Genomic DNA, 18758 nt, shown 5'->3' on the forward strand with positions numbered 1-18758 from the left:
GCTCGACTTGCATGTGTTAGGCCTGCCGCCAGCGTTCAATCTGAGCCATGATCAAACTCTTCAATTAAAGTTTTGTTTTGGTCCGAAGACCTGCTCAATGAATTCTGCTTTCTTTGATTTCACTTTCTTTTAAGAAAGTGAAAATCTCAGCGCATGAACACTCATTAAGTTTATTTTTTACTACTTTACTCTTTACAAGAAAGAAGTAAGGCAGTTTCGAATAACTTAATCTCTGTGAGTGCCCACACAGATTTGCTTGTCAATTTTTTAAAGAACGACGTTCCAAGCAAGTGCTAAAGAACGCTTTGCCATATTGGCTGAGGAGGCGTATTCTACGCATTTCCTCCTGTGCGTCAAGTGTTTTTTTAAGAAGTTTTTCAAAGGCTAACTTTAAATCACTTTTACTCTTACTAACTACTTGAAACGCTTGTCACCGCTGCTGTTTCCTATCTCTGTAGGAAGCTGTTTTGCCGTGTCAGTGGGTGCGCATTATAGGGGGATTTGGAATTAGCGCAAGGGCTTTTTTGCATTTAATTGAAAGAAATCTTTTAAGTGAACACAAAGCCAGCTAAACGAATAATTAACACACACAAACACTCACTTTTAGGCTTTTTATCGTCTATTAACCCAGTATAATTCACTTATTCACCTTATTCACCTTATTAAGAGTACCGATAATGTTTAAATCACTGCGTAGCTATAAAGGAATAACGCCAACACTAAATAAAAATGTGTATATAGATGAGGCGTCAGTTCTTGTGGGTGACATTACCTTAGATGAAGATGCCAGTGTTTGGCCCATGGTGGCAGCACGAGGTGATGTGAATCATATATGTATTGGTAAGCGGACCAATATTCAAGATGGCAGCGTTTTGCATGTCACTCGCAAATCGACTTCCAATCCTGAAGGCCATCCACTTATTATTGGTGATGATGTCACTATTGGCCATAAAGCCATGCTACATGGCTGCCAAGTCGGTAATCGAATTTTAATCGGCATGGGGGCGATCATTTTAGATGGTGCAGTATTAGAAGACGACATCATTCTTGGCGCAGGCGCTTTAGTCCCTCCGGGGAAAACATTAAAAGCGGGTCACCTTTATGTCGGTAGCCCAGCGAAACAAATACGCCCACTAACACAAGACGAACTCGCGTTCTTGCCTCAATCTGCAGATAATTACGTAAAACTGAAAAATGAATACATCAGTGAGCAATCACAGACACCTTAATCACTAAAACTTTGTCTATAGCGTAATACAGCCATGTTCATCAAACGCTTCTTGTTCGATGAGCATTTCTACCTCTTCTTCGATATCAAAACGATAGTCATTAAATAGTGCTAATGCCTTAACCGATATATTATGATCATTAATATGTAACACACTATTTGATATGCGCATTAATGATGCCAATCCGATACGACATTGAACATTCACGCCTTGTACTTGTGCAGGAAAGTCAACGCAAATGTCTTGACTATTCCACTCTTGAAGATCAGGAAATAAAACACTTTGATTCATAGTGTACCGATTATAATTGCTGACGAAGTTTATTGAGCACAGGTACAATATTGGGTTTGACATCACGCCAAAGATAAAAACTTTGCGCCGCTTGACCCACAAGCATTCCCAAACCATCAATCACCTTATCAGCCCCTTGAGCTGTAGCCCACTGATTAAATAATGTGACTTCAGCACCATAAGACATGTCATAACATACCGTTCTGTGGCCCACTATACTCTCAGGCAAAGTGATTAGCTTACCTGCTAATCCGGCTGACGTTGAATTAATAATCACATCATACTCATTCACTAATGCTTCAAGCGGTATCGCTTCCACAGACCCAAACTCTTTAAATATTTGCGATAACTGCTCAGCTTTACTATGAGTTCGATTACAAATAGTGAGTTGAACTCCCGTCTCTAATAATGGCTTAATACACCCCCTAGCAGCACCGCCCGCTCCCACTAAGAGGACTTTATTACCTTTCAGATCATCCAAATGCTGCTTCAAATCACTGACCAAACCCACTCCATCAGTATTATCCCCTCGAATACGCCCATCATTTAAACGTATTAAGGTATTCACTGCACCTGCCAGTTGGGCCAATTCGCTGAGTTCATCACAAGCCTCAAAAGCTTGTTCTTTAAAAGGCGCAGTGACGTTAGCCCCTTTTCCACCAGCTTTAAAAAATGTTGCTAATGCTTGAGGAAAATCATCAACTGGCGCGAGAATGGCTTGATAGCTGATTTTTTGCTGAGTTTGCATAGCAAACTCAGCGTGAATAAAAGGTGATTTACTCTGCGCAATAGGGTTGCCAAAAACCGCATACTTCTCAATCATCAATGTTATCCTCATGTCTCATATCACCATGATACCTCAAACGGCAAAAAAGAATAAGGTTAGCCCTTCTGGACTAACCCTATTCTTTTCACTATCTATATTAAATCTACTTAACTAAATCTACATAGCTAAATCTACTTGAAATAGGCTGCTGGCATACTTGATTTTGTCATGTAACGATCTCGCAGCAAGTCTTGACGACTTTCAAGACTTTGCTCCTCTCCTGCAATCCACATTCGTTGTACATGGCTACTATATTCAAACGGATCACCATTCCATAACACCACATCTGCAAACTTGCCTACAGCAATTCGTCCCGCATTAAGTTGAAAAACATCGCCGGCATTGGCAGTAACAGCTCTCATCGCTGCACTGTAGTCCATACCATTTGCAACTGCGAGACCTGCGCTATAACGTAAAGCATATATACCATGGGCATCACCACCCGTTGTTAATATCACCTTAACGCCAGCTTGAGTTAATTTAGCGGCATTATTTGAAGCGTTATTCAAGGAATCAAAACTTTCAGGCAGATTGTGCATCGCATTCATCACTACAGGTATATTTTCTTTCGCCAGAAGCGGCGCTACAGATATGGCATCAGCCGCACCAAGTAGCACTAAATTCAAGCCAAAACGCTGTTTAAGTTTGATAAGTTGTATGATATCACTGCCACGATCGACACTCACAATTAATGTTTTTTTCCCTGCAAGCACAGCATCAATAACAGCATCCTCTCTCGCTGTTCCTGCTTTTAAAGCATTGGCCGTCGCTTTTTTAGTTGTGTCATCGACAGCTTGTTGACGTTCTTCGAGTTTATTCTTGAGCATTTGCATCCCTAAAATACGAGAACCTTCTTTAACCGCACCTAATTTTAGAAACAAGGCTTGCTCTGTCGCAATAATGCTATTCCATCCTCCCGTCAATTCAACGGTAATAGTTTGCCCTGCAAAAATACTGTCTTTTTCGGCACTGGCTGCAACCACATTACGGGTGATCCCACCTTTTCTGGCAAAAGGGATGGCCGTACTTTTAGGATTAAATGCAAGGCTAGGATCAAATGTCATATCAGCCTTTTTATCTTTATTGTCTTGAGTGATTGCTTCCAACTCTATTTCAACTAAACCTAAAGCGTTCATCACACCAATAAGACCCGGTGTCAGTACTCCCCCCTTTGCATCAATAACAGTATCGGCTTCAATATTCTCAGGGTTGATGGCTATAATTTTACCCGCTTCCATGACAATTGATGCATTGGCCAATACACCTTGCTCTGTCGCGGTGTAAATTTTAGCATTAGTAATCGCAAGCGTTTGTGCTCGAGCAGTGCAAGGAACTATCGCCGCCAACATTGACAACACTAATAATGAACCATTAAATTTTCTCAATGCCTTATCCCTTAACCTTGACCTAACATGAAATCACTTGTTGCGCGATAAGCATCATCTTGACGGTCAAATACCTTAGCGCCATCAATAAAGACTTGCTCTGCTTGTGCATAAACACTAAAAGGGTTGCTCCCCCAAATCACAATATCCGCATTTTTCCCCACTTCAAGTGAACCCGTTTTATCTGCAATCCCCAGAGACTGTGCAGCATTGAGAGTGATCCAACGAATGGCATCCGCCTCGGTTAACGCAAATCCATGTCGATTGGCGCTATACATGATTTTGGCCGCCTCTTGATTTAAACGTTGAATCGTCATACTCGAATCGGAATGAACCACAGCACAAGAATTCGCCACGGCATCGACCATCGCGACATTTTCTAAAATCATATCATTGGCCTCCATTTTAAATCCCCACCAATCAGGCCACATTGCAACACAATTTCCATTTTGAGCCAGTAGATCGGCAATCTTGTATGCTTCGATGGCATGATGAAACGTACCTGAGTGATAATTAAACTCTTTACCTAAATCTATCATCATTGCCATTTCTTCAGATTTATAGCAGTGATTATGGATCAAAATATCGCCTTCTAAGACCCCTTTTAGCGTGTCATTGGTCAAGTTTCTTTTCGGCGGAGTAGGATTTAATCCCGCAGTATAATCGGCATCATATTTATCCCATGCACGTTTATATTCGGTTGCTTCTGCAAATGCTTGACGGTATCCCGCCATATTTCCCATTCGCGTCATAGGTACTTGCTCACGCTTACCATAAACCCGTTTTGGGTTTTCACCACAGGCCATTTTTAATCCGTAAGGTGCATCTGGAAATTTCATTCCTTGCATAGTCACGGCAGGAATATTTTTCAATGTCACTCCACGCCCACCGATAAGGTTACCCGAACCGGGCAAAATCTGTAGCGTCGTCACACCACCTTCTCGAGCACGATTAAAGGCGGGATCTTGAGGCCATACGCTGTGCTCTGCCCACACTTCGGCAGTTACAGGGGACGTCATCTCATTACCATCTTGATGTGACGATGTACTTGGACTCGGGTAAACACCTAAGTGAGAGTGAACATCAATAATACCCGGTGTGATCCACTTACCCGTTGCATCAATAACAATCACATCATTGGAAATAGTATTCGTTTTAGCCAATTGCTTACCAATTGCGGTAATTTTACCTTGGGTAAATAGTAAGTCTGTATTCTCAAGCTTATTTCCAGCAGCAGTGAGTACTGTGGCATTAGTCACTAACGTCATACTTTGAGGTAAGGCTTGATAAGTGCTTGGATAAGGATTTTGATCAATACTCACATAAGGTGCTTGTTCTTGAGTCTGTTCGCATCCCGAGAGTATTACAGATACCGTAATTATGCTTAATAACGGTGCAAATCTAATCATATTACTTCCTATTATTATTTTTCCTTAAATTAAACCAAGTTACTAACAAAAAACCAGTTAAGAATTCAATCAATTTGTAGCAAAATATTAACACGCAAAATAATACCAATTCTATTATATAAGTGATCTTTCAGCGGGAATTCAACATGCTGTAGGCAAGGCAGATGATTGAAGCTAATAGTGATTCTATATCGAAAGCAGCTAACGTAGCATAAAGTATGTTGAAACCCGCACACAGTGAGCTTCTCAGACATTCCACTTCAGCGTTGCATTCATTTGAAAGGGAATCACCATTACTGCATAAATGCGCCTTGAATTGAAAAGCCTGAGAAGCTCTGAATTGATCATCTATATAATAGAATTGGTATAATACAATACACTGCCTTCCCATTACTCCCTATCAAAATTACCCCTTATCAAAAATACCGTTATAATCTCAGCAAGTTTCTATTAAGTGCAGTAATCAATGAAGTGGTTAAAAAAGTTATTTTCTATCAAAAAACCTGATAAGACAAAAAGTGATGACCGTGATAAAACTCAGTCAAATGCCTATGAACTGATTGGTGGTGAAAAAGCTATACGTCAGTTAGCAAAAGAATTTTATAAACAAATGCGGCAACGTAAAGACACTGTGCCTTTACTCGCCATTCATCGCTCACCTATTGAAGATTCTGAACAAAAATTGTTTGAATTTTTAAGTGGCTGCTTATACCAATTCTATTATATAAGTGATCTTTCAGCGGGAATTCAACATGCTGTAGGCAAGGCAGATGATTGAAGCTAATAGTTATTCTATATCGAAAGCAGCTAACGTAGCATAAAGTATGTTGAAACCCGCACACAGTGAGCTTCTCAGACATTCCACTTCTGCGTTGCATTCATTTGAAAGGGAATCACCATTACAGCATAAATGCGCCTTGAATTGAAAAGCCTGAGAAGCTCTGAATTGATCATCTATATAATAGAATTGGTATTAGGTGGCCCACAACTATATCAACAAAAATATGGTCATCCAGCGTTACGAGCGAGGCATATGCCATTTGCAATTAATCAATCAATGGTTGATCAGTGGCTCATTTGTATGGAGCAAGCCATTATTAAAGTAATAAAAAAGCCTGAACATCAAGGAGTGATTTTTCAGGCTATTTCGACTCTTGCCAATAACATGCGTAATAGATAGCGCTCGTATAGTTCTGCCTCTTGAGAGCCTGCTTCTGGAATATAACCATACTCCCAGCGAGCGAGTTTGAGAGCCTGCTTCTGGCGTATAACCATATTCCCAGCGCACGAGTTTCGACCCTTGCCAACTTGTCGATAATAGGCAATATCTAGCTTTCGAGCCTTAACCAATCTTGAGGTTTAAGATAGCGCTCATATAGTCCTGCCTCTTGAGAGCCTGCTTCTGGCGTATAACCATATTCCCAGCGCACTAGAGGCGGCATTGACATGAGTATGGATTCAGTACGCCCCCCGGTTTGTAAACCAAAAAGCGTGCCTCTGTCATACACCAAATTAAACTCAACATAACGACCACGACGATAAAGCTGAAATTGACGTTGATGCTCACTAAATTCAGTATCTTTGCGGCGTTCAACAATAGGAGCATAAGCCGTTAGAAAGCCTTCTCCCACCGCCCGCATAAACGCAAAGCTATTATCGAAACCATCTTGATTAAGATCATCAAAGAACAAACCTCCAACACCACGAGTCTCATTACGGTGTGGTAACCAAAAGTATTCATCACACCATTTCTTGTACTTTGGATAAACAGCCTCGCCAAAGGGTTCACACAAAGCTTTGGCCGTTTCATGCCAATGAATAACATCGTCGATATACGGATAAAAAGGCGTTAAGTCAAAGCCACCACCAAACCACCACACAGGATCGGCGCCTTCTTTATAAGCAATAAAAAATCGCACATTTGCATGAGTCGTCGGAATATGCGGATTATTGGGGTGAATAACCAAAGACACGCCCATGGCCTCAAAGCTACGTCCTGCTAACTCGGGACGATGTGCCGTAGCAGATGCAGGCATTGCCTCACCCATCACATGAGAGAAATTCACGCCAGCTTGCTCAAACACTTTACCTTGAGTTAGAACACGGCTTTGTCCACCTCCCCCTTCAGAGCGAGTCCATTGATCTTCTTTAAAATCAGCCTGTCCATCTAATGTTGTCAAACCTGCACAAATTTTATCTTGTAATTCAAGTAAAAATGCTTTTACTACATTGGCATTAGGTATACTCATTACGCTTATTTATCCTTGTCTTAATATTTGCCCACTCATACTGTCTATTATCGTGGACGGCGATTTTTGTGTGCCAAGCTTTCCAATGACAACCCCAGCTATTTTGCCTTCAAATTGCTGTTTAATTTCTGTCATCGACATAGCAGGTTCAGCGCCAGATAAATTGGCACTGGTAGAAATAATCGGTTTATTGGCAGCACTGCATATACTGCGAACCCCTTCATGGGCAGACACGCGCACAGCAATAGTATCAAATGCGCCTCGAATCAAAGGGGACAAATTCTCCTTACAAGGCATAATAAAAGTATAAGGTCCTGGCCATTTACTTTGTACAAAAGATAATTGTGATGAATTCAGTTTTGATTCATCAATGTAAGGTAGCAATTGCTCATATTTTTCGGCAACGAGAATTAAGCCTTTTTGCCAAGCTCTCTGTTTAATCGACAGCAATGCTTCTATTGCCGCTAAATTATCAGGATCGCAACCTAGACCATAAACGGCTTCGGTTGGGTAAGCGATAACACCACCATTATTCAGTACTTCAGCCACGTCAGATAACAAAATTTCTAACATTATTCCCTCGATAACTTCATTGAATCTATAAAAATAGTCTATTGTACCGGTCGTTTGTACTTACAGGATTTCTTCGGGCATTCTACACGTAAGCCCGCCGCCCCCTTACGTTCAACAAGAATCGCAAAACCACATTCAGGACACGACTGGGCAACCGGCCTATAATTGACGATAAACTTACATTGAGGGTAATCGCTACAAGCATAAAAGCTTTTTCCAAATCGGCTGGTCTTATGCTCTAATTGCCCCTGCTCACAAATAGGACAATGCACAAGTTCATTACCTTCGTCTTGAGAATGTTTTTCAATATAATGACATTTAGGATATTGCGTACAACCGATAAACAATCCAAACCGCCCCGATTTCACAGCCAGTTCATGGCCACAATCAGGACACTGTGACCCCTTAATCACTTGCGCTTCTATTTGACTGGTTTGCACTAAAGGTCGAGTATAATCACAACTCGGATAATGCTCACACCCTAAAAACCCACCACGTTTACTGTTTTTAATCACAAGAGCACCGTGACACAAAGGACAAGCCTCTTGCTCTTTAGCAGGAGGTTGAAATAAATCTTGATCTATCTTTACCATGATATTCTTATTTATCCTATCTGCCCATGAGCCCCATTCTAGCAAGTCTCATTCAATCAAAAAAGGAAGCTTTCGCTTCCTTTTATTACTCAACCACTCACACTTTAACTGGAACCTTGCCCCTTATTATCAGCACTTAAGAATGAAGCCGTCCATCTGGCTGCTCAAAAATCAAATCTTCCATTTGTTCATACGCGGATTCGTGCCCAGGCGCATTAAATAGCACCATTAACACGACCCATTTCAAATCGTCTAAAACCAATGTCGTTTCATCAATCTCCATCACTCGATCAACAACCATTTCACGAGTCTCGACATTTAACACTTTAATTTGCTCTAAAAAAAGCAAAAAGCCGCGGCTTTCTACATCGATTTTGTCCATTTCATTCTGGGTATAAATCCGAAAAGAATGTTGTGTGTGATCACATAAGTAAGGTTTATCGCTCTCCTGTAAGTCTGCTAAACATTCTAGCCAAGTTAAAGCCTTAATAATATCGGCTTGATGAAATCCTGCTCGCGTCAGTTCTTTGGTCAACTCGTCCTCATCGACAAGTAACTCTACTTCACCATGAACATAGTTTTCAAATAAATACATGAGGATATCAAACATGGTTAGCTCCTCTTTAATTTTACATAACCACCGGGTACAGCAGTAACCCACCCTTGCAATTCCAATTCAAGCAACTGCTCTAATACTAGCTCTATGGTTTTTCCACTATGCTCAACCACAACATCAATTGGTGTGGTCTCATAACCAACACTAGCTAACAGGGAGGCAAATGGCAAATCGAAGGCATTATCCAACCCTATATGGTGACGACTTTTCACTTGTTCAAGGTGAAAATGACATAAAGGTGCTAATTCTTCGACTATATCCTGCGCATTATCGACTAATTTAGCACCATTACGCAATAAGTCATGACAACCTTGGCTTTGACCCGTTAAAATATTCCCAGGAACAGCAAAGACTTCTCGTCCCTGCTCCATGGCTAATCTTGCAGTAATTAAAGACCCACTTTTCCTTGCAGCCTCAACCACTAATGTTCCCAACGACAAACCACTAATGATACGATTACGCTTGGGGAAATTGCCAGAATAAGGTTGCACTTGCGGCCAAAATTCACTGATAATACAGCCTTGCTGATAGATAGCATGATATAAGCGCTCATGCCGTTTAGGGTAAATAATATCAACTCCTGTGCCTAATACGGCAAATGAACGCCCATTAACATCAAGCGCGCCTTGGTGTGCAGCACCATCAATACCTATTGCCATTCCACTAATCACATTTAACCCCATAGTGGATAATTCTGAAGCTAATTGATGTGCAATAGTCAATCCCGATTGAGTTGCACTGCGACTGCCGACTATAGCAATGGAAGGAATGAGTAAATTTTCGATATCGCCTTTAATAAATAAAAGAGAAGGGGGATCCGATAGTTCATTTAATAAAGGAGGATACATCGCATGCTTTGGATAAATAATATGATGAAGTGGATCACTATCTTCCCAATTTAATGCCTGCTCCACTAAAGCCAAATTAGCAGGGCCAACCTTATTAGAAAAAGCCCCCATTAAAGAGAGTGCCATTGGCTCATGCTCAAGTTTTCCCTTAAGTTCAGCCATTGTCATTGTGTTTAATAATTGCTTTATCCGAGCAGGTCCTAGCCCAGACACACTGCTTACAATTAACCAGTCAACCAACTCATTTTTAATAAACACTCCTTTAACTAGGGCCTGTTGATCTTTGGTGGTTAAATTATGTCCGAGATAAACGTGTTTTAATCGCGACGGGAGGGATGACGCCTAGTGGTCTAAGCAAATGCCTCCCAACAAAGAGTAAAACACGTTTAGCCGGATCCTACGGACAGCGCTTGTGGCTTCTTTCTACGGCGTTATCGCTTGTTTATGTAGAATAACTACACCACACAAGCTCTGCCTTGTATAAAGAAACCACAAACTGCTGCAGAAATCATCACCAAAGATCTACAGGCCCTAATGATTACCAACACTGTCTCCCACTCTTATGGGCCTAGTATTTTCCATTATGATCCCAAAACTCATATTATCAAAAACCCTAAACACCATAAGTTTTCCCACCTCAACGGAAGGCAAAACAAACCATGGATCCCAATGATAATTCGCCACCATTTTATCATAGGCCGTTCCTTGACTAAGCGGCACCACTCCCTCCTGCTCTATTAAAGCCACCGATTCTCCTTCGGTGAAAACAGACAATAACTGCCCTGTTTCGACTCCTTGAGATCGCCCTTGATTGAGATAAACAACGTCCATCACCCCCATAGCTGTCCTTTGTGCTTCTGACGCAATTATCGATGCTGAAGAATTTAACTGGGATTTATCAGACATAAAATAGGAAGGCATAATGATAGGAAGTGATTGTATCGATGCCACATCACCTAAGCGTACTTCTCTGAAACTACTCAGCACTTTGACAGCAGAAATAGCACTGGAGTGAATAACCACAGCACTTGCAGCTAATATCATTTCTTGTTCAATATGAGCTGAATGACTGAGTTCAAACTCTCTTCCTTGTTGGAAAATACCTAACAAAGCCCCTTTGGGCAAAACGCCATCAATATAAAGCGTATTGTTTTCTCGGTAGAGTACTGAAGGCTCATCGCTTCCAATCACCTTGGGCTGCGCCTCAAGCCAATGTGGTGTAACAATAATATTTTGAGATAAATAAGGCCGAATTAAGGCTAATTCTAACATGGGACTGTGCACTTGTTTTGAATGAATCCTAACCTTAGGCTCTAGCTTAATGAGTGGCTTAGCATAGACTAAGATACTTGAAAACATGAATAAAATTAAAAAAACACCTCCCTTCATATCCAAACTCCTTCTTATTCCTTATTCATTTTTGTCACTCCCCCATTCATTATAACGAACAGATCTTTGATTAGCCTTATTGAATAAAAATAATACATTCTATTCTTTGAAAAAATATTGTTAAATATCATTTCACTCACCTAAAAGAAGCCAACAAATATGCTCAAAATAATACAAGCAATAATAAAAATTACAGGCAAACTCTCCCCTCAATTATCTGCCAAACTAGCCCTCTACTTATGCTCTATTCCCAAAAAACACACTGATTCAAATAGAGAGAAATCACTACTCAATCAAGCAAAAAAACTGACTTACAAAAGTGCTTCTGGTACGAATAACATTGCATGGTCTTGGGGAGAAGGACCCATCGTAATCTTATGCCATGGATGGGAAGCGAAAGGGGCTAAAATGGCAACGCTTGCCATGGCCATCGCTAAACAAGGTTTTCAAGCCATTGCTATCGATTGCACAGCTCATGGTCACTCGGGCGGAAAAAGATCTAATTTCGATATTATGACAAGAGACATTCACTCCCTGTGTCAAAATTTTTCTGATATTTACGCCATTATTGGCCATTCAATGGGTGGTATGATGGCAATGCGAGCAAGACAATTGGGCATAAAAGCTGACCGATATGTTCTGATTGCAGCCCCCAGCGCTCCACTACCGATTATCGACATTATGCAAAACACGTTAAAAGTGAACAAAAAAGCAATCGCCATTTGCCAAAATAAAATCGCTTCCCAAATAGGCTTTACGTGGAATGAACTCATACAAGGAAAAATCTATACTCAGGAAGCAGCACCATTATTAATGCTTTATGACACTCAAGATAAAGAAGTCCCTCTGTTTCATGCCCATAAAATTAAAGCCCTTTGGAATAATTCAACACTGATAACAACCTCAGAATTAGGCCATAGGAAGCTCATCTGGAATAAAAATGTCATTCAATCTACTCTGAATTTCCTGACTCCACACATAGACACAAACATCACGTCATAGGTGGAAAACCAGAACATCTCTTTATGTTGGAAGGGTAAATACAAGCAATCAAGAGGCATTTACTCAAAAAATCACAGGAAATTTGCACATATATCGAGCTTTTGCTGTTATTGAGCGACACGAAAGACTAAAATTGTTCCATTCCGTTGCGTCATAGCATTCTGACGCATGTTAGATAGAATTGAGTAAGTAAAGAGTGGATGTATGAGTTTATTAAAAGTACTGCGTTTTCCTGACGAAAGATTAAGAACAGTCGCTAAGCCTGTCACCGATTTTGGCCCTGAATTACAGACACAAATTGATGACATGTTTGAGACCATGTACGAAGAGAAAGGTATTGGACTTGCTGCAACACAAGTCAATTTTCATCAACAACTTATCGTCATGGACTTACAAGATGAAGTTGAACGTCCCAAGGTTTTTATTAATTTAGAAATCGTTAAAAAAGAGGGCCATTTCATCAATGAAGAAGGCTGCTTATCAGTACCGGGAATTTATGCTGAAGTTGAGCGTGCAGAGTTTATAACTATTAAAGCACTCGATAGGCATGGCCAACCTTTTACGTTGGAAGCGACTGAGTTATTTGCCATTTGCTTACAACATGAATTAGATCATTTAATGGGCAAGCTCTTTGTTGATTATTTATCACCGCTAAAGCGTCAACGCATAAAACAAAAGCTTGAAAAAGCAGCTCGATTAGAAGCGAAACAAGGATAAAATACGTTTGAAACCACTCAATATTATTTTTGCAGGTACGCCCGACTTCGCTGCTCGACACCTGCAAGCGTTACTTGATTCTCCACATAATGTCATCGCAGTCTATACTCAACCCGATAGACCCGCTGGACGAGGAAAAAAACTACAAGCCAGCCCCGTAAAAGCCTTAGCCCTTGCTCACAATATTGACGTGATCCAGCCTAAATCCTTGAAAGATGAAAATGCACAACAGGTGCTTTCTCAATTCAATGCCGATATTATGGTCGTAGTCGCGTATGGATTATTACTTCCCCAAGTCGTTTTGGATACCCCAAAACTGGGTTGTATTAATGTCCATGGTTCAATACTACCTCGTTGGCGAGGAGCTGCGCCTATTCAGCGTGCTTTATGGGCAGGAGATACCGAAACCGGTGTGACCATAATGCAAATGGACATCGGCTTAGATACTGGCGATATGCTACTCAAAACATCACTTCCCATTGAAGATGATGACACTTCTGGGACACTTTATGAAAAACTTGCTGTACAAGGACCTGAAGCGCTAATTGAAGCACTCAGTGGTCTGGCAAATAACACTTTATCCCCAGTTAAACAAGACGACAGTCAAGCCAATTACGCCGCTAAACTCACTAAAGAAGAAGCAAGGCTGGATTGGAATAAAAGTGCATTGACCTTATCTCGTGAAATTCGCGCTTTTAATCCATGGCCAATGAGCCATTTTGAACATGAAGGCTCAAGTATCAAAGTATGGCAAAGTCAGCTCAGTGATTTACAAACAGACTCCCTGCCAGGCACCATAATCAAAGCCGATAAAATAGGGTTGCATATTGCAACCGGAGAGGGAGTACTCACCCTTACCCACATGCAGCTTCCAGGCAAAAAACCCCTTTCAACTGCCGATATTTTGAACTCAAAAGCCGATTGGTTCACGCCAAATACAGTGCTAAGTTCACCCGTTACAAATCACGCTACAGAGGCCGAGTAATTAAATGAATTTAAGAGCATTGGCTGCAAAAGTCATTTTTCAAGTATTAGAAAAAGGCCTGTCTCTTTCAGTCGCCCTGCCTGATCAGCAACGCCACCTTAATAGCGGAAAAGACAAAGCACTCTTAGCTGAACTTAGCTACGGTGTCATGCGTGTTTTGCCACAACTGGATAAACAAGTCAGTGATTGCATGAGTAAGCCCCTTAAAGGGAAACAGCGCATTGTTCATCAATTATTATTGGTCGGTTGTTATCAATTATATTTCACTCGTATTCCCAGCCATGCCGCCATTTCTGAAACAGCAGAAGCCTGCAGACAGTTAAAGTTTGAGGGATTGGTCAAAGTCGTTAATGGCGTTTTAAGAAACATTCAACGACAAGAAAAACCTTTATCTTGTGACAATGAAACCTTGCAATACAACACACCCGCTTGGATCATTAAACGCCTAAAAGCCGCTTATTCGAACAATTGGCAGCACATCATAGAACAAAGCCACCAAAGACCTCCAATGTGGTTGCGAAACAACCAAAAAATACAATCAAGAAGTGATTACCTCACTCGCTTACAAGCTGAAAAAATCAACGCGAGTGTTGGCCAAAGCCATGATGCGATTTTACTTGAAAGCCCTACAGATGTGATGCAATTACCACAATTTAGTCATGGTGCTGTATCAGTGCAAGACGGAGCCGCTCAATGGGCCGCAAGCTTACTCGCTCCACAACCTGGAGAGTTAATCCTTGATGCCTGCGCAGCACCAGGGGGAAAAACCTGTCATATTCTCGAAATCGAATCTAATATAACATTAGTTGCCGTTGATAATGATGAGAAAAGGTTAGAACGAGTGCAGCAAAACCTCGACAGGTTGTCGTTAAACGCAAAATTAATCCATGGTGATGCTGCTAACATTTCTAGTTGGTGGAATGGCAATAAATTTGATCGCATTTTGTTAGATGCACCGTGTTCGGCAACGGGCGTCATTAGACGTCACCCTGATATCAAGTGGTTAAGAAAAAACAATGATATTGAAGAGCTTGTACGTATTCAGTCGGCTATAATTGATCACTGTTGGCACTGGTTAAAATCAGGAGGAACACTTTTATATGCGACTTGCTCTATTTTACCCCAAGAAAATAGCGAACAAATTAGCGCATTTTTAGCCCGTACTCCCGATGCAAGATTAGTCCCCATAGCGCAACAAGGAGACAGACAAGCCATTGGCTGGCAAATTACACCAGGGCAAGAAAATATGGATGGTTTTTATTACGCACGTCTCATCAAGGACTAGCAGGCATGAAGATTATCATTTTAGGTGCTGGGCAAGTGGGCGGCACATTGGCAGAGAATTTAGTCGGCGAAAATAATGACATCACTATCGTTGATCATAATAAGAGTCGCCTACAAAACCTACAAGATAAATTTGATTTACGTGTCGTCATTGGTCATGGTGCGCATCCAGATGTGCTAAAAGAAGCTGGCGCCGAAGATGCAGATATGCTGATTGCAGTAACCAGTAGCGATGAATGCAACATGTCTGCGTGTCAGATTGCTTTCTCTCTATTTGGCACGCCAACAAAAATAGCCCGAATTCGCTCAGAACAATATATTCGTATTCGCGATAAGCTATTTATCGACAGTGAAACTAAACAAAATGATAATCGAACCCGTGGCGGCTTTGTTATTGATGAGCTAATTGCACCAGAGCAACTTGTCACTTCCTATATTAGGCGATTGGTGGAACATCCTGGTGCATTACAAGTTTTAGAGTTCGCTGAAGGTCGCTTAAGTTTAGTCGCAGTAAGAGTGTATTACGGTGGCCCATTAGTCGGTAATGCACTTGCGGCCTTACGTGAACACATGCCAAATATTGATACTCGTGTCGCCGCAATTTTCCGTCAAGGCCGCCCCATCATGCCTCGAGGCACCACCATTATGGAAGCGGATGATGAAGTCTTCTTCCTCGCTGACACACGTCATATTCGTGCGGTAATGGGAGAAATGCAAAAGCTCGATAATTCCTATCGAAACATCATGATTGCCGGTGGTGGTAATATCGGTTTTGGGTTAGCAAAGCAGCTGCAACGAAATCATAGTGTTAAACTCATTGAAAGAGATCACGACCGAGCTGAAGAATTATCTGAAAGACTCGAAAATGCCACCGTTTTTTGTGGTGATGCATCTGATCAAGAGTTACTTGTCGAGGAACATATAGAACAAACTGATGTGTTTATTGCTGTCACTAATGATGATGAAGCCAATATTATGTCATCTTTACTGGCTAAACGAATGGGGGCTAAAAATGTCATGGTGCTTATTCAAAGAGAAGCCTATGTGGATATCGTCCAAGAGGCGAATATCGATATCGCGATTTCTCCGCAGCAAGCGACCATATCTGCCATGCTCACTCATATCCGTCAAGGGGATATCTGTAACGTATACTCATTAAGACGCGGCGCAGCAGAAGCCATTGAAGCAATCGCCCATGGTGATAAAAGCACCTCTAAAGTCGTAGGGAAAAAAATTAGCGAAATAAAACTGCCCCCAGGCACCACAATTGGCGCAATAGTAAGGGATGAAGAAGTGCTTATGGCACACGACAACACCATTATTGAGCAGGACGATCACGTCATTCTTTTCCTAGTGGATAAGAAATTTATTGGTGAAGTCGAAAAACTGTTCCAGCCAAGCGCCTTCTTCTTCTAAAAATGGAAAAAGCATGCTGAATTTTAGAGCGCTACTGTTTATTTTAGGCACCTTCTTAGCAGCCTTAACCGGCTTTATGCTTATTCCTTTGTGCTTAGCCATATATTTGGGAGAAAGCACAATTGGTGCTTTTGCTCGCTCTTGTATCTATTGTGGTATTGCCGCAGCCATGTGCTTACATAACGGCCAGAAAAAGCGCTTACAGCTCAATATTAGAGATATGTTTATTCTCACCAGTTTTACTTGGATGATCGTGAGCTTATTTGCCGCCCTCCCTTTTACCATTTACATCGATATCAATTACACCGATGCCTTCTTTGAAACCATGTCAGGGATCACCACAACAGGCTCAACGGTACTCTCTGGACTCGATGATATGGATCGCAGCATTCTCATTTGGCGCTCTTTATTGCATTGGTTTGGTGGCATTGGCTTTATTGTCATGGCCGTTGCCATTTTACCCTTTTTAAACGTTGGGGGAATGCGACTGTTTAGAACAGAATCATCTGACTGGAGCGACAAAACTGTCCCTAGAACACAATTGATGGCAAAAAATCTACTCTTTGTCTATTGCTCACTCACCTTACTCTGTTATGTTGCCTATCATTACAGCGGTATGAGCTGGTTTGATGCAATCAATCATGCCATGAGTACGTTATCAACCGGTGGCTTTTCAACTTCAGATAAATCCATGGCGGCGTTTTCCCATGAGGCACAATGGTTTGCCGTTCTCTTCATGATATCAGGTTCATTACCCTTATTATTATTTGTTTATAGCTTGCAACAAAGTAGTCTCAAAGTATGGAATGATTCCCAAGTAAAAGGCTTTTTACTCTTTCTGCTAATTGTCTCAGTAGCTTTAAGCATTTGGCTTGCCATTGCTAGGGATATGCCTTATTTAGATGCCTTACGCTTATCAACATTTAACGTGGTTTCTGTCGTCTCCACCACTGGCTTTGGACTCACAGACTATGACTCATGGGGCACACTAGCCAGCATTACTTTTTTCTTTTTATTATTTGTTGGCGGCTGCTCAGGCTCCACATCAGGAGGCATCAAAATCTTCCGTTTTCAAATTGCATTTGCCGTTATGGTGCAACAGCTTAAACAGCAATTTCATCCAAAAAGTGTATTTAAGAGTCGCTATAACGACAGAATTATCAACCCAGAAATTGTGGACTCACTCGTCACTTTCATGCTCCTGTTTATTATGACATTTGTCATCATTACCGTTATTCTAGTCGCAACAGGACTCGATTTAATGACCAGTATTTCCGGCTCTATCACAGCTATCAGTAATGTCGGCCCCGGTATAGGCAATGAAATTGGCCCCTCAAGTAATTTCGCTTCTGTACCAGATGTCGCAAAATGGGCACTCGCCATAGGAATGCTAATGGGACGCTTAGAGATCCTCACTGTTGCCGTATTATTTCATCACAAATTTTGGCGCTTTTAACGTTATCGCTAAATCAATAATAAATAACATAGACATATTCAATTACAATCAACGCAGGAAATGCGTCAAAAAAGTACATCAACTCTATTTATAATTTATACCCAGTACCAGTAATCTAACCCCATACATGCTCAGTAGCATGCTTCATTCACTTAAAACATCAGATTATATACTTGTATTTTTTTAATACTCTCATCAAGTCAATAAACACTTATACCTTTAAAAATGATTACGTCATTCACTCTATTTTTGATAACAATATAATTTATCGCTTTAGGTAAAAATAAGTAACCAGCCCCAAAATTAACAAAAATTTAATTTAAAAGTAACATTTATATCTAAAGCAGTGATTTAAACATATCTTTACAAAAAGAAATTTTTTAAAGTTCATTTATAATTACCTGATAAATAAAGCTTTTAAAATTACAACTCTTAAATCTTTCGAGGATGGATAATGATAAAAAACGCAAAAAAACCGCTATGTCGAATT

The 18758-nt window shown here is 40.9% G+C and carries 17 protein-coding genes, 1 rRNA gene and 2 pseudogenes; 9 read left to right on the forward strand and 11 right to left on the reverse strand.

Going from position 1 to position 18758, the window contains the following annotated elements; all coding sequences use genetic code 11:
- A 16S ribosomal RNA gene (locus Q0791_RS13220) occupies positions 1 to 67 on the reverse strand; the annotation flags it as partial.
- A gap of 610 nt (positions 68 to 677) precedes the next feature.
- On the opposite strand from Q0791_RS13220, the gene Q0791_RS13225 reads away from it, so the two are divergent.
- Positions 678 to 1229, forward strand: coding sequence for a gamma carbonic anhydrase family protein (locus Q0791_RS13225; RefSeq protein ID WP_299007061.1), 552 nt, complete (start codon positions 678 to 680; stop codon positions 1227 to 1229).
- Positions 1230 to 1244: 15 nt separating this feature from the next.
- On the opposite strand, the gene Q0791_RS13230 is transcribed toward Q0791_RS13225, so the two are convergent.
- The 4 genes from Q0791_RS13230 to Q0791_RS13245 form a co-directional block, all read right to left on the reverse strand.
- Complete coding sequence (locus Q0791_RS13230) at positions 1245 to 1520, reverse strand: DUF1488 domain-containing protein (RefSeq protein WP_299007063.1); 276 nt, start codon at positions 1518 to 1520, stop codon at positions 1245 to 1247.
- A gap of 10 nt (positions 1521 to 1530) precedes the next feature.
- Positions 1531 to 2343 carry a shikimate dehydrogenase gene (aroE, locus tag Q0791_RS13235; RefSeq protein WP_299007065.1) on the reverse strand — a complete coding sequence of 271 codons (813 nt, stop codon included), beginning with the start codon at positions 2341 to 2343 and terminating at the stop codon, positions 1531 to 1533.
- A 134-nt stretch (positions 2344 to 2477) separates the two neighbouring features.
- Positions 2478 to 3731, reverse strand: coding sequence for an amidohydrolase family protein (locus Q0791_RS13240; protein WP_299007067.1), 1254 nt, complete (start codon positions 3729 to 3731; stop codon positions 2478 to 2480).
- An 11-nt stretch (positions 3732 to 3742) separates the two neighbouring features.
- Positions 3743 to 5140 (reverse strand): amidohydrolase, encoded by a 1398-nt coding sequence (locus Q0791_RS13245; RefSeq protein WP_299007069.1) that lies wholly within the window; start codon positions 5138 to 5140, stop codon positions 3743 to 3745.
- A 466-nt stretch (positions 5141 to 5606) separates the two neighbouring features.
- On the opposite strand from Q0791_RS13245, the pseudogene Q0791_RS13250 reads away from it, so the two are divergent.
- Positions 5607 to 5849 (forward strand): annotated as a pseudogene (locus tag Q0791_RS13250) (globin); the annotation flags it as partial.
- 264 nt (positions 5850 to 6113) lie between these two features.
- Positions 6114 to 6320, forward strand: a pseudogene (locus Q0791_RS13255) (globin); the annotation flags it as partial.
- A gap of 148 nt (positions 6321 to 6468) precedes the next feature.
- On the opposite strand, the gene hemF reads toward Q0791_RS13255, so the two are convergent.
- The 6 genes from hemF to Q0791_RS13285 form a co-directional block, all read right to left on the reverse strand.
- On the reverse strand, positions 6469 to 7389 hold the full coding sequence (hemF, locus tag Q0791_RS13260; protein WP_299007073.1) for an oxygen-dependent coproporphyrinogen oxidase: 921 nt from the start codon (positions 7387 to 7389) through the stop codon (positions 6469 to 6471).
- Between the two features lie 9 nt (positions 7390 to 7398).
- Positions 7399 to 7962 carry an L-threonylcarbamoyladenylate synthase gene (locus Q0791_RS13265; protein WP_299007074.1) on the reverse strand — a complete coding sequence of 188 codons (564 nt, stop codon included), beginning with the start codon at positions 7960 to 7962 and terminating at the stop codon, positions 7399 to 7401.
- 38 nt (positions 7963 to 8000) lie between these two features.
- The gene (locus Q0791_RS13270; protein ID WP_299007076.1) at positions 8001 to 8555 is read right to left on the reverse strand and encodes a topoisomerase DNA-binding C4 zinc finger domain-containing protein; all 555 of its coding nucleotides are present in this window, start codon (positions 8553 to 8555) and stop codon (positions 8001 to 8003) included.
- Between the two features lie 136 nt (positions 8556 to 8691).
- Positions 8692 to 9165 (reverse strand): DUF494 family protein, encoded by a 474-nt coding sequence (locus Q0791_RS13275; RefSeq protein ID WP_299007077.1) that lies wholly within the window; start codon positions 9163 to 9165, stop codon positions 8692 to 8694.
- Positions 9166 to 9167: 2 nt separating this feature from the next.
- Positions 9168 to 10187, reverse strand: a complete 1020-nt coding sequence (gene dprA / locus Q0791_RS13280) for a DNA-processing protein DprA (protein ID WP_299007142.1) — start codon at positions 10185 to 10187, stop codon at positions 9168 to 9170.
- 363 nt (positions 10188 to 10550) lie between these two features.
- The gene (locus Q0791_RS13285) at positions 10551 to 11408 is read right to left on the reverse strand and encodes a hypothetical protein (RefSeq protein ID WP_299007080.1); all 858 of its coding nucleotides are present in this window, start codon (positions 11406 to 11408) and stop codon (positions 10551 to 10553) included.
- 159 nt (positions 11409 to 11567) lie between these two features.
- On the opposite strand from Q0791_RS13285, the gene Q0791_RS13290 reads away from it, so the two are divergent.
- The 6 genes from Q0791_RS13290 (at position 11568) to Q0791_RS13315 (ending at position 18268) form a co-directional block, all read left to right on the forward strand.
- Complete coding sequence (locus tag Q0791_RS13290) at positions 11568 to 12410, forward strand: alpha/beta fold hydrolase (protein WP_299007081.1); 843 nt, start codon at positions 11568 to 11570, stop codon at positions 12408 to 12410.
- Positions 12411 to 12614: 204 nt separating this feature from the next.
- Positions 12615 to 13127: a peptide deformylase gene (gene def, locus Q0791_RS13295; RefSeq protein WP_299007083.1), complete on the forward strand. Its 513-nt coding sequence runs from the start codon at positions 12615 to 12617 to the stop codon at positions 13125 to 13127.
- Between the two features lie 7 nt (positions 13128 to 13134).
- Positions 13135 to 14112 (forward strand): methionyl-tRNA formyltransferase, encoded by a 978-nt coding sequence (gene fmt, locus Q0791_RS13300; protein WP_299007085.1) that lies wholly within the window; start codon positions 13135 to 13137, stop codon positions 14110 to 14112.
- A 4-nt stretch (positions 14113 to 14116) separates the two neighbouring features.
- Positions 14117 to 15397 (forward strand): 16S rRNA (cytosine(967)-C(5))-methyltransferase RsmB, encoded by a 1281-nt coding sequence (rsmB, locus tag Q0791_RS13305; RefSeq protein ID WP_299007088.1) that lies wholly within the window; start codon positions 14117 to 14119, stop codon positions 15395 to 15397.
- 5 nt (positions 15398 to 15402) lie between these two features.
- On the forward strand, positions 15403 to 16812 hold the full coding sequence (trkA, locus tag Q0791_RS13310; protein WP_299007091.1) for a Trk system potassium transporter TrkA: 1410 nt from the start codon (positions 15403 to 15405) through the stop codon (positions 16810 to 16812).
- Positions 16813 to 16825: 13 nt separating this feature from the next.
- Positions 16826 to 18268 (forward strand): TrkH family potassium uptake protein, encoded by a 1443-nt coding sequence (locus tag Q0791_RS13315; RefSeq protein ID WP_299007095.1) that lies wholly within the window; start codon positions 16826 to 16828, stop codon positions 18266 to 18268.
- The last annotated feature ends 490 nt before the right edge of the window (positions 18269 to 18758 follow it).

Origin of the sequence: uncultured Shewanella sp. (assembly GCF_947495455.1) — a bacterium.
Lineage (GTDB): Bacteria > Pseudomonadota > Gammaproteobacteria > Enterobacterales > Shewanellaceae > Shewanella.

Excerpts from the sequence above, each read along its gene's own strand:
- hemF (WP_299007073.1), bottom strand. The coding sequence starts at position 7,389 with ATGAGTATACCTAATGCCAATGTAGTAAAAGCATTTTTACTTGAATTA.
- Q0791_RS13245 (WP_299007069.1), bottom strand. The coding sequence starts at position 5,140 with ATGATTAGATTTGCACCGTTATTAAGCATAATTACGGTATCTGTAATA.
- Q0791_RS13275 (WP_299007077.1), bottom strand. The coding sequence starts at position 9,165 with ATGTTTGATATCCTCATGTATTTATTTGAAAACTATGTTCATGGTGAA.
- aroE (WP_299007065.1), bottom strand. The coding sequence starts at position 2,343 with ATGATTGAGAAGTATGCGGTTTTTGGCAACCCTATTGCGCAGAGTAAA.
- Q0791_RS13290 (WP_299007081.1), top strand. The coding sequence starts at position 11,568 with ATGCTCAAAATAATACAAGCAATAATAAAAATTACAGGCAAACTCTCC.
- dprA (WP_299007142.1), bottom strand. The coding sequence starts at position 10,187 with ATGACAATGGCTGAACTTAAGGGAAAACTTGAGCATGAGCCAATGGCA.
- Q0791_RS13225 (WP_299007061.1), top strand. The coding sequence starts at position 678 with ATGTTTAAATCACTGCGTAGCTATAAAGGAATAACGCCAACACTAAAT.
- Q0791_RS13285 (WP_299007080.1), bottom strand. The coding sequence starts at position 11,408 with ATGAAGGGAGGTGTTTTTTTAATTTTATTCATGTTTTCAAGTATCTTA.
- def (WP_299007083.1), top strand. The coding sequence starts at position 12,615 with ATGAGTTTATTAAAAGTACTGCGTTTTCCTGACGAAAGATTAAGAACA.
- rsmB (WP_299007088.1), top strand. The coding sequence starts at position 14,117 with ATGAATTTAAGAGCATTGGCTGCAAAAGTCATTTTTCAAGTATTAGAA.
- Q0791_RS13270 (WP_299007076.1), bottom strand. The coding sequence starts at position 8,555 with ATGGTAAAGATAGATCAAGATTTATTTCAACCTCCTGCTAAAGAGCAA.
- Q0791_RS13265 (WP_299007074.1), bottom strand. The coding sequence starts at position 7,962 with ATGTTAGAAATTTTGTTATCTGACGTGGCTGAAGTACTGAATAATGGT.
- Q0791_RS13230 (WP_299007063.1), bottom strand. The coding sequence starts at position 1,520 with ATGAATCAAAGTGTTTTATTTCCTGATCTTCAAGAGTGGAATAGTCAA.
- trkA (WP_299007091.1), top strand. The coding sequence starts at position 15,403 with ATGAAGATTATCATTTTAGGTGCTGGGCAAGTGGGCGGCACATTGGCA.
- Q0791_RS13315 (WP_299007095.1), top strand. The coding sequence starts at position 16,826 with ATGCTGAATTTTAGAGCGCTACTGTTTATTTTAGGCACCTTCTTAGCA.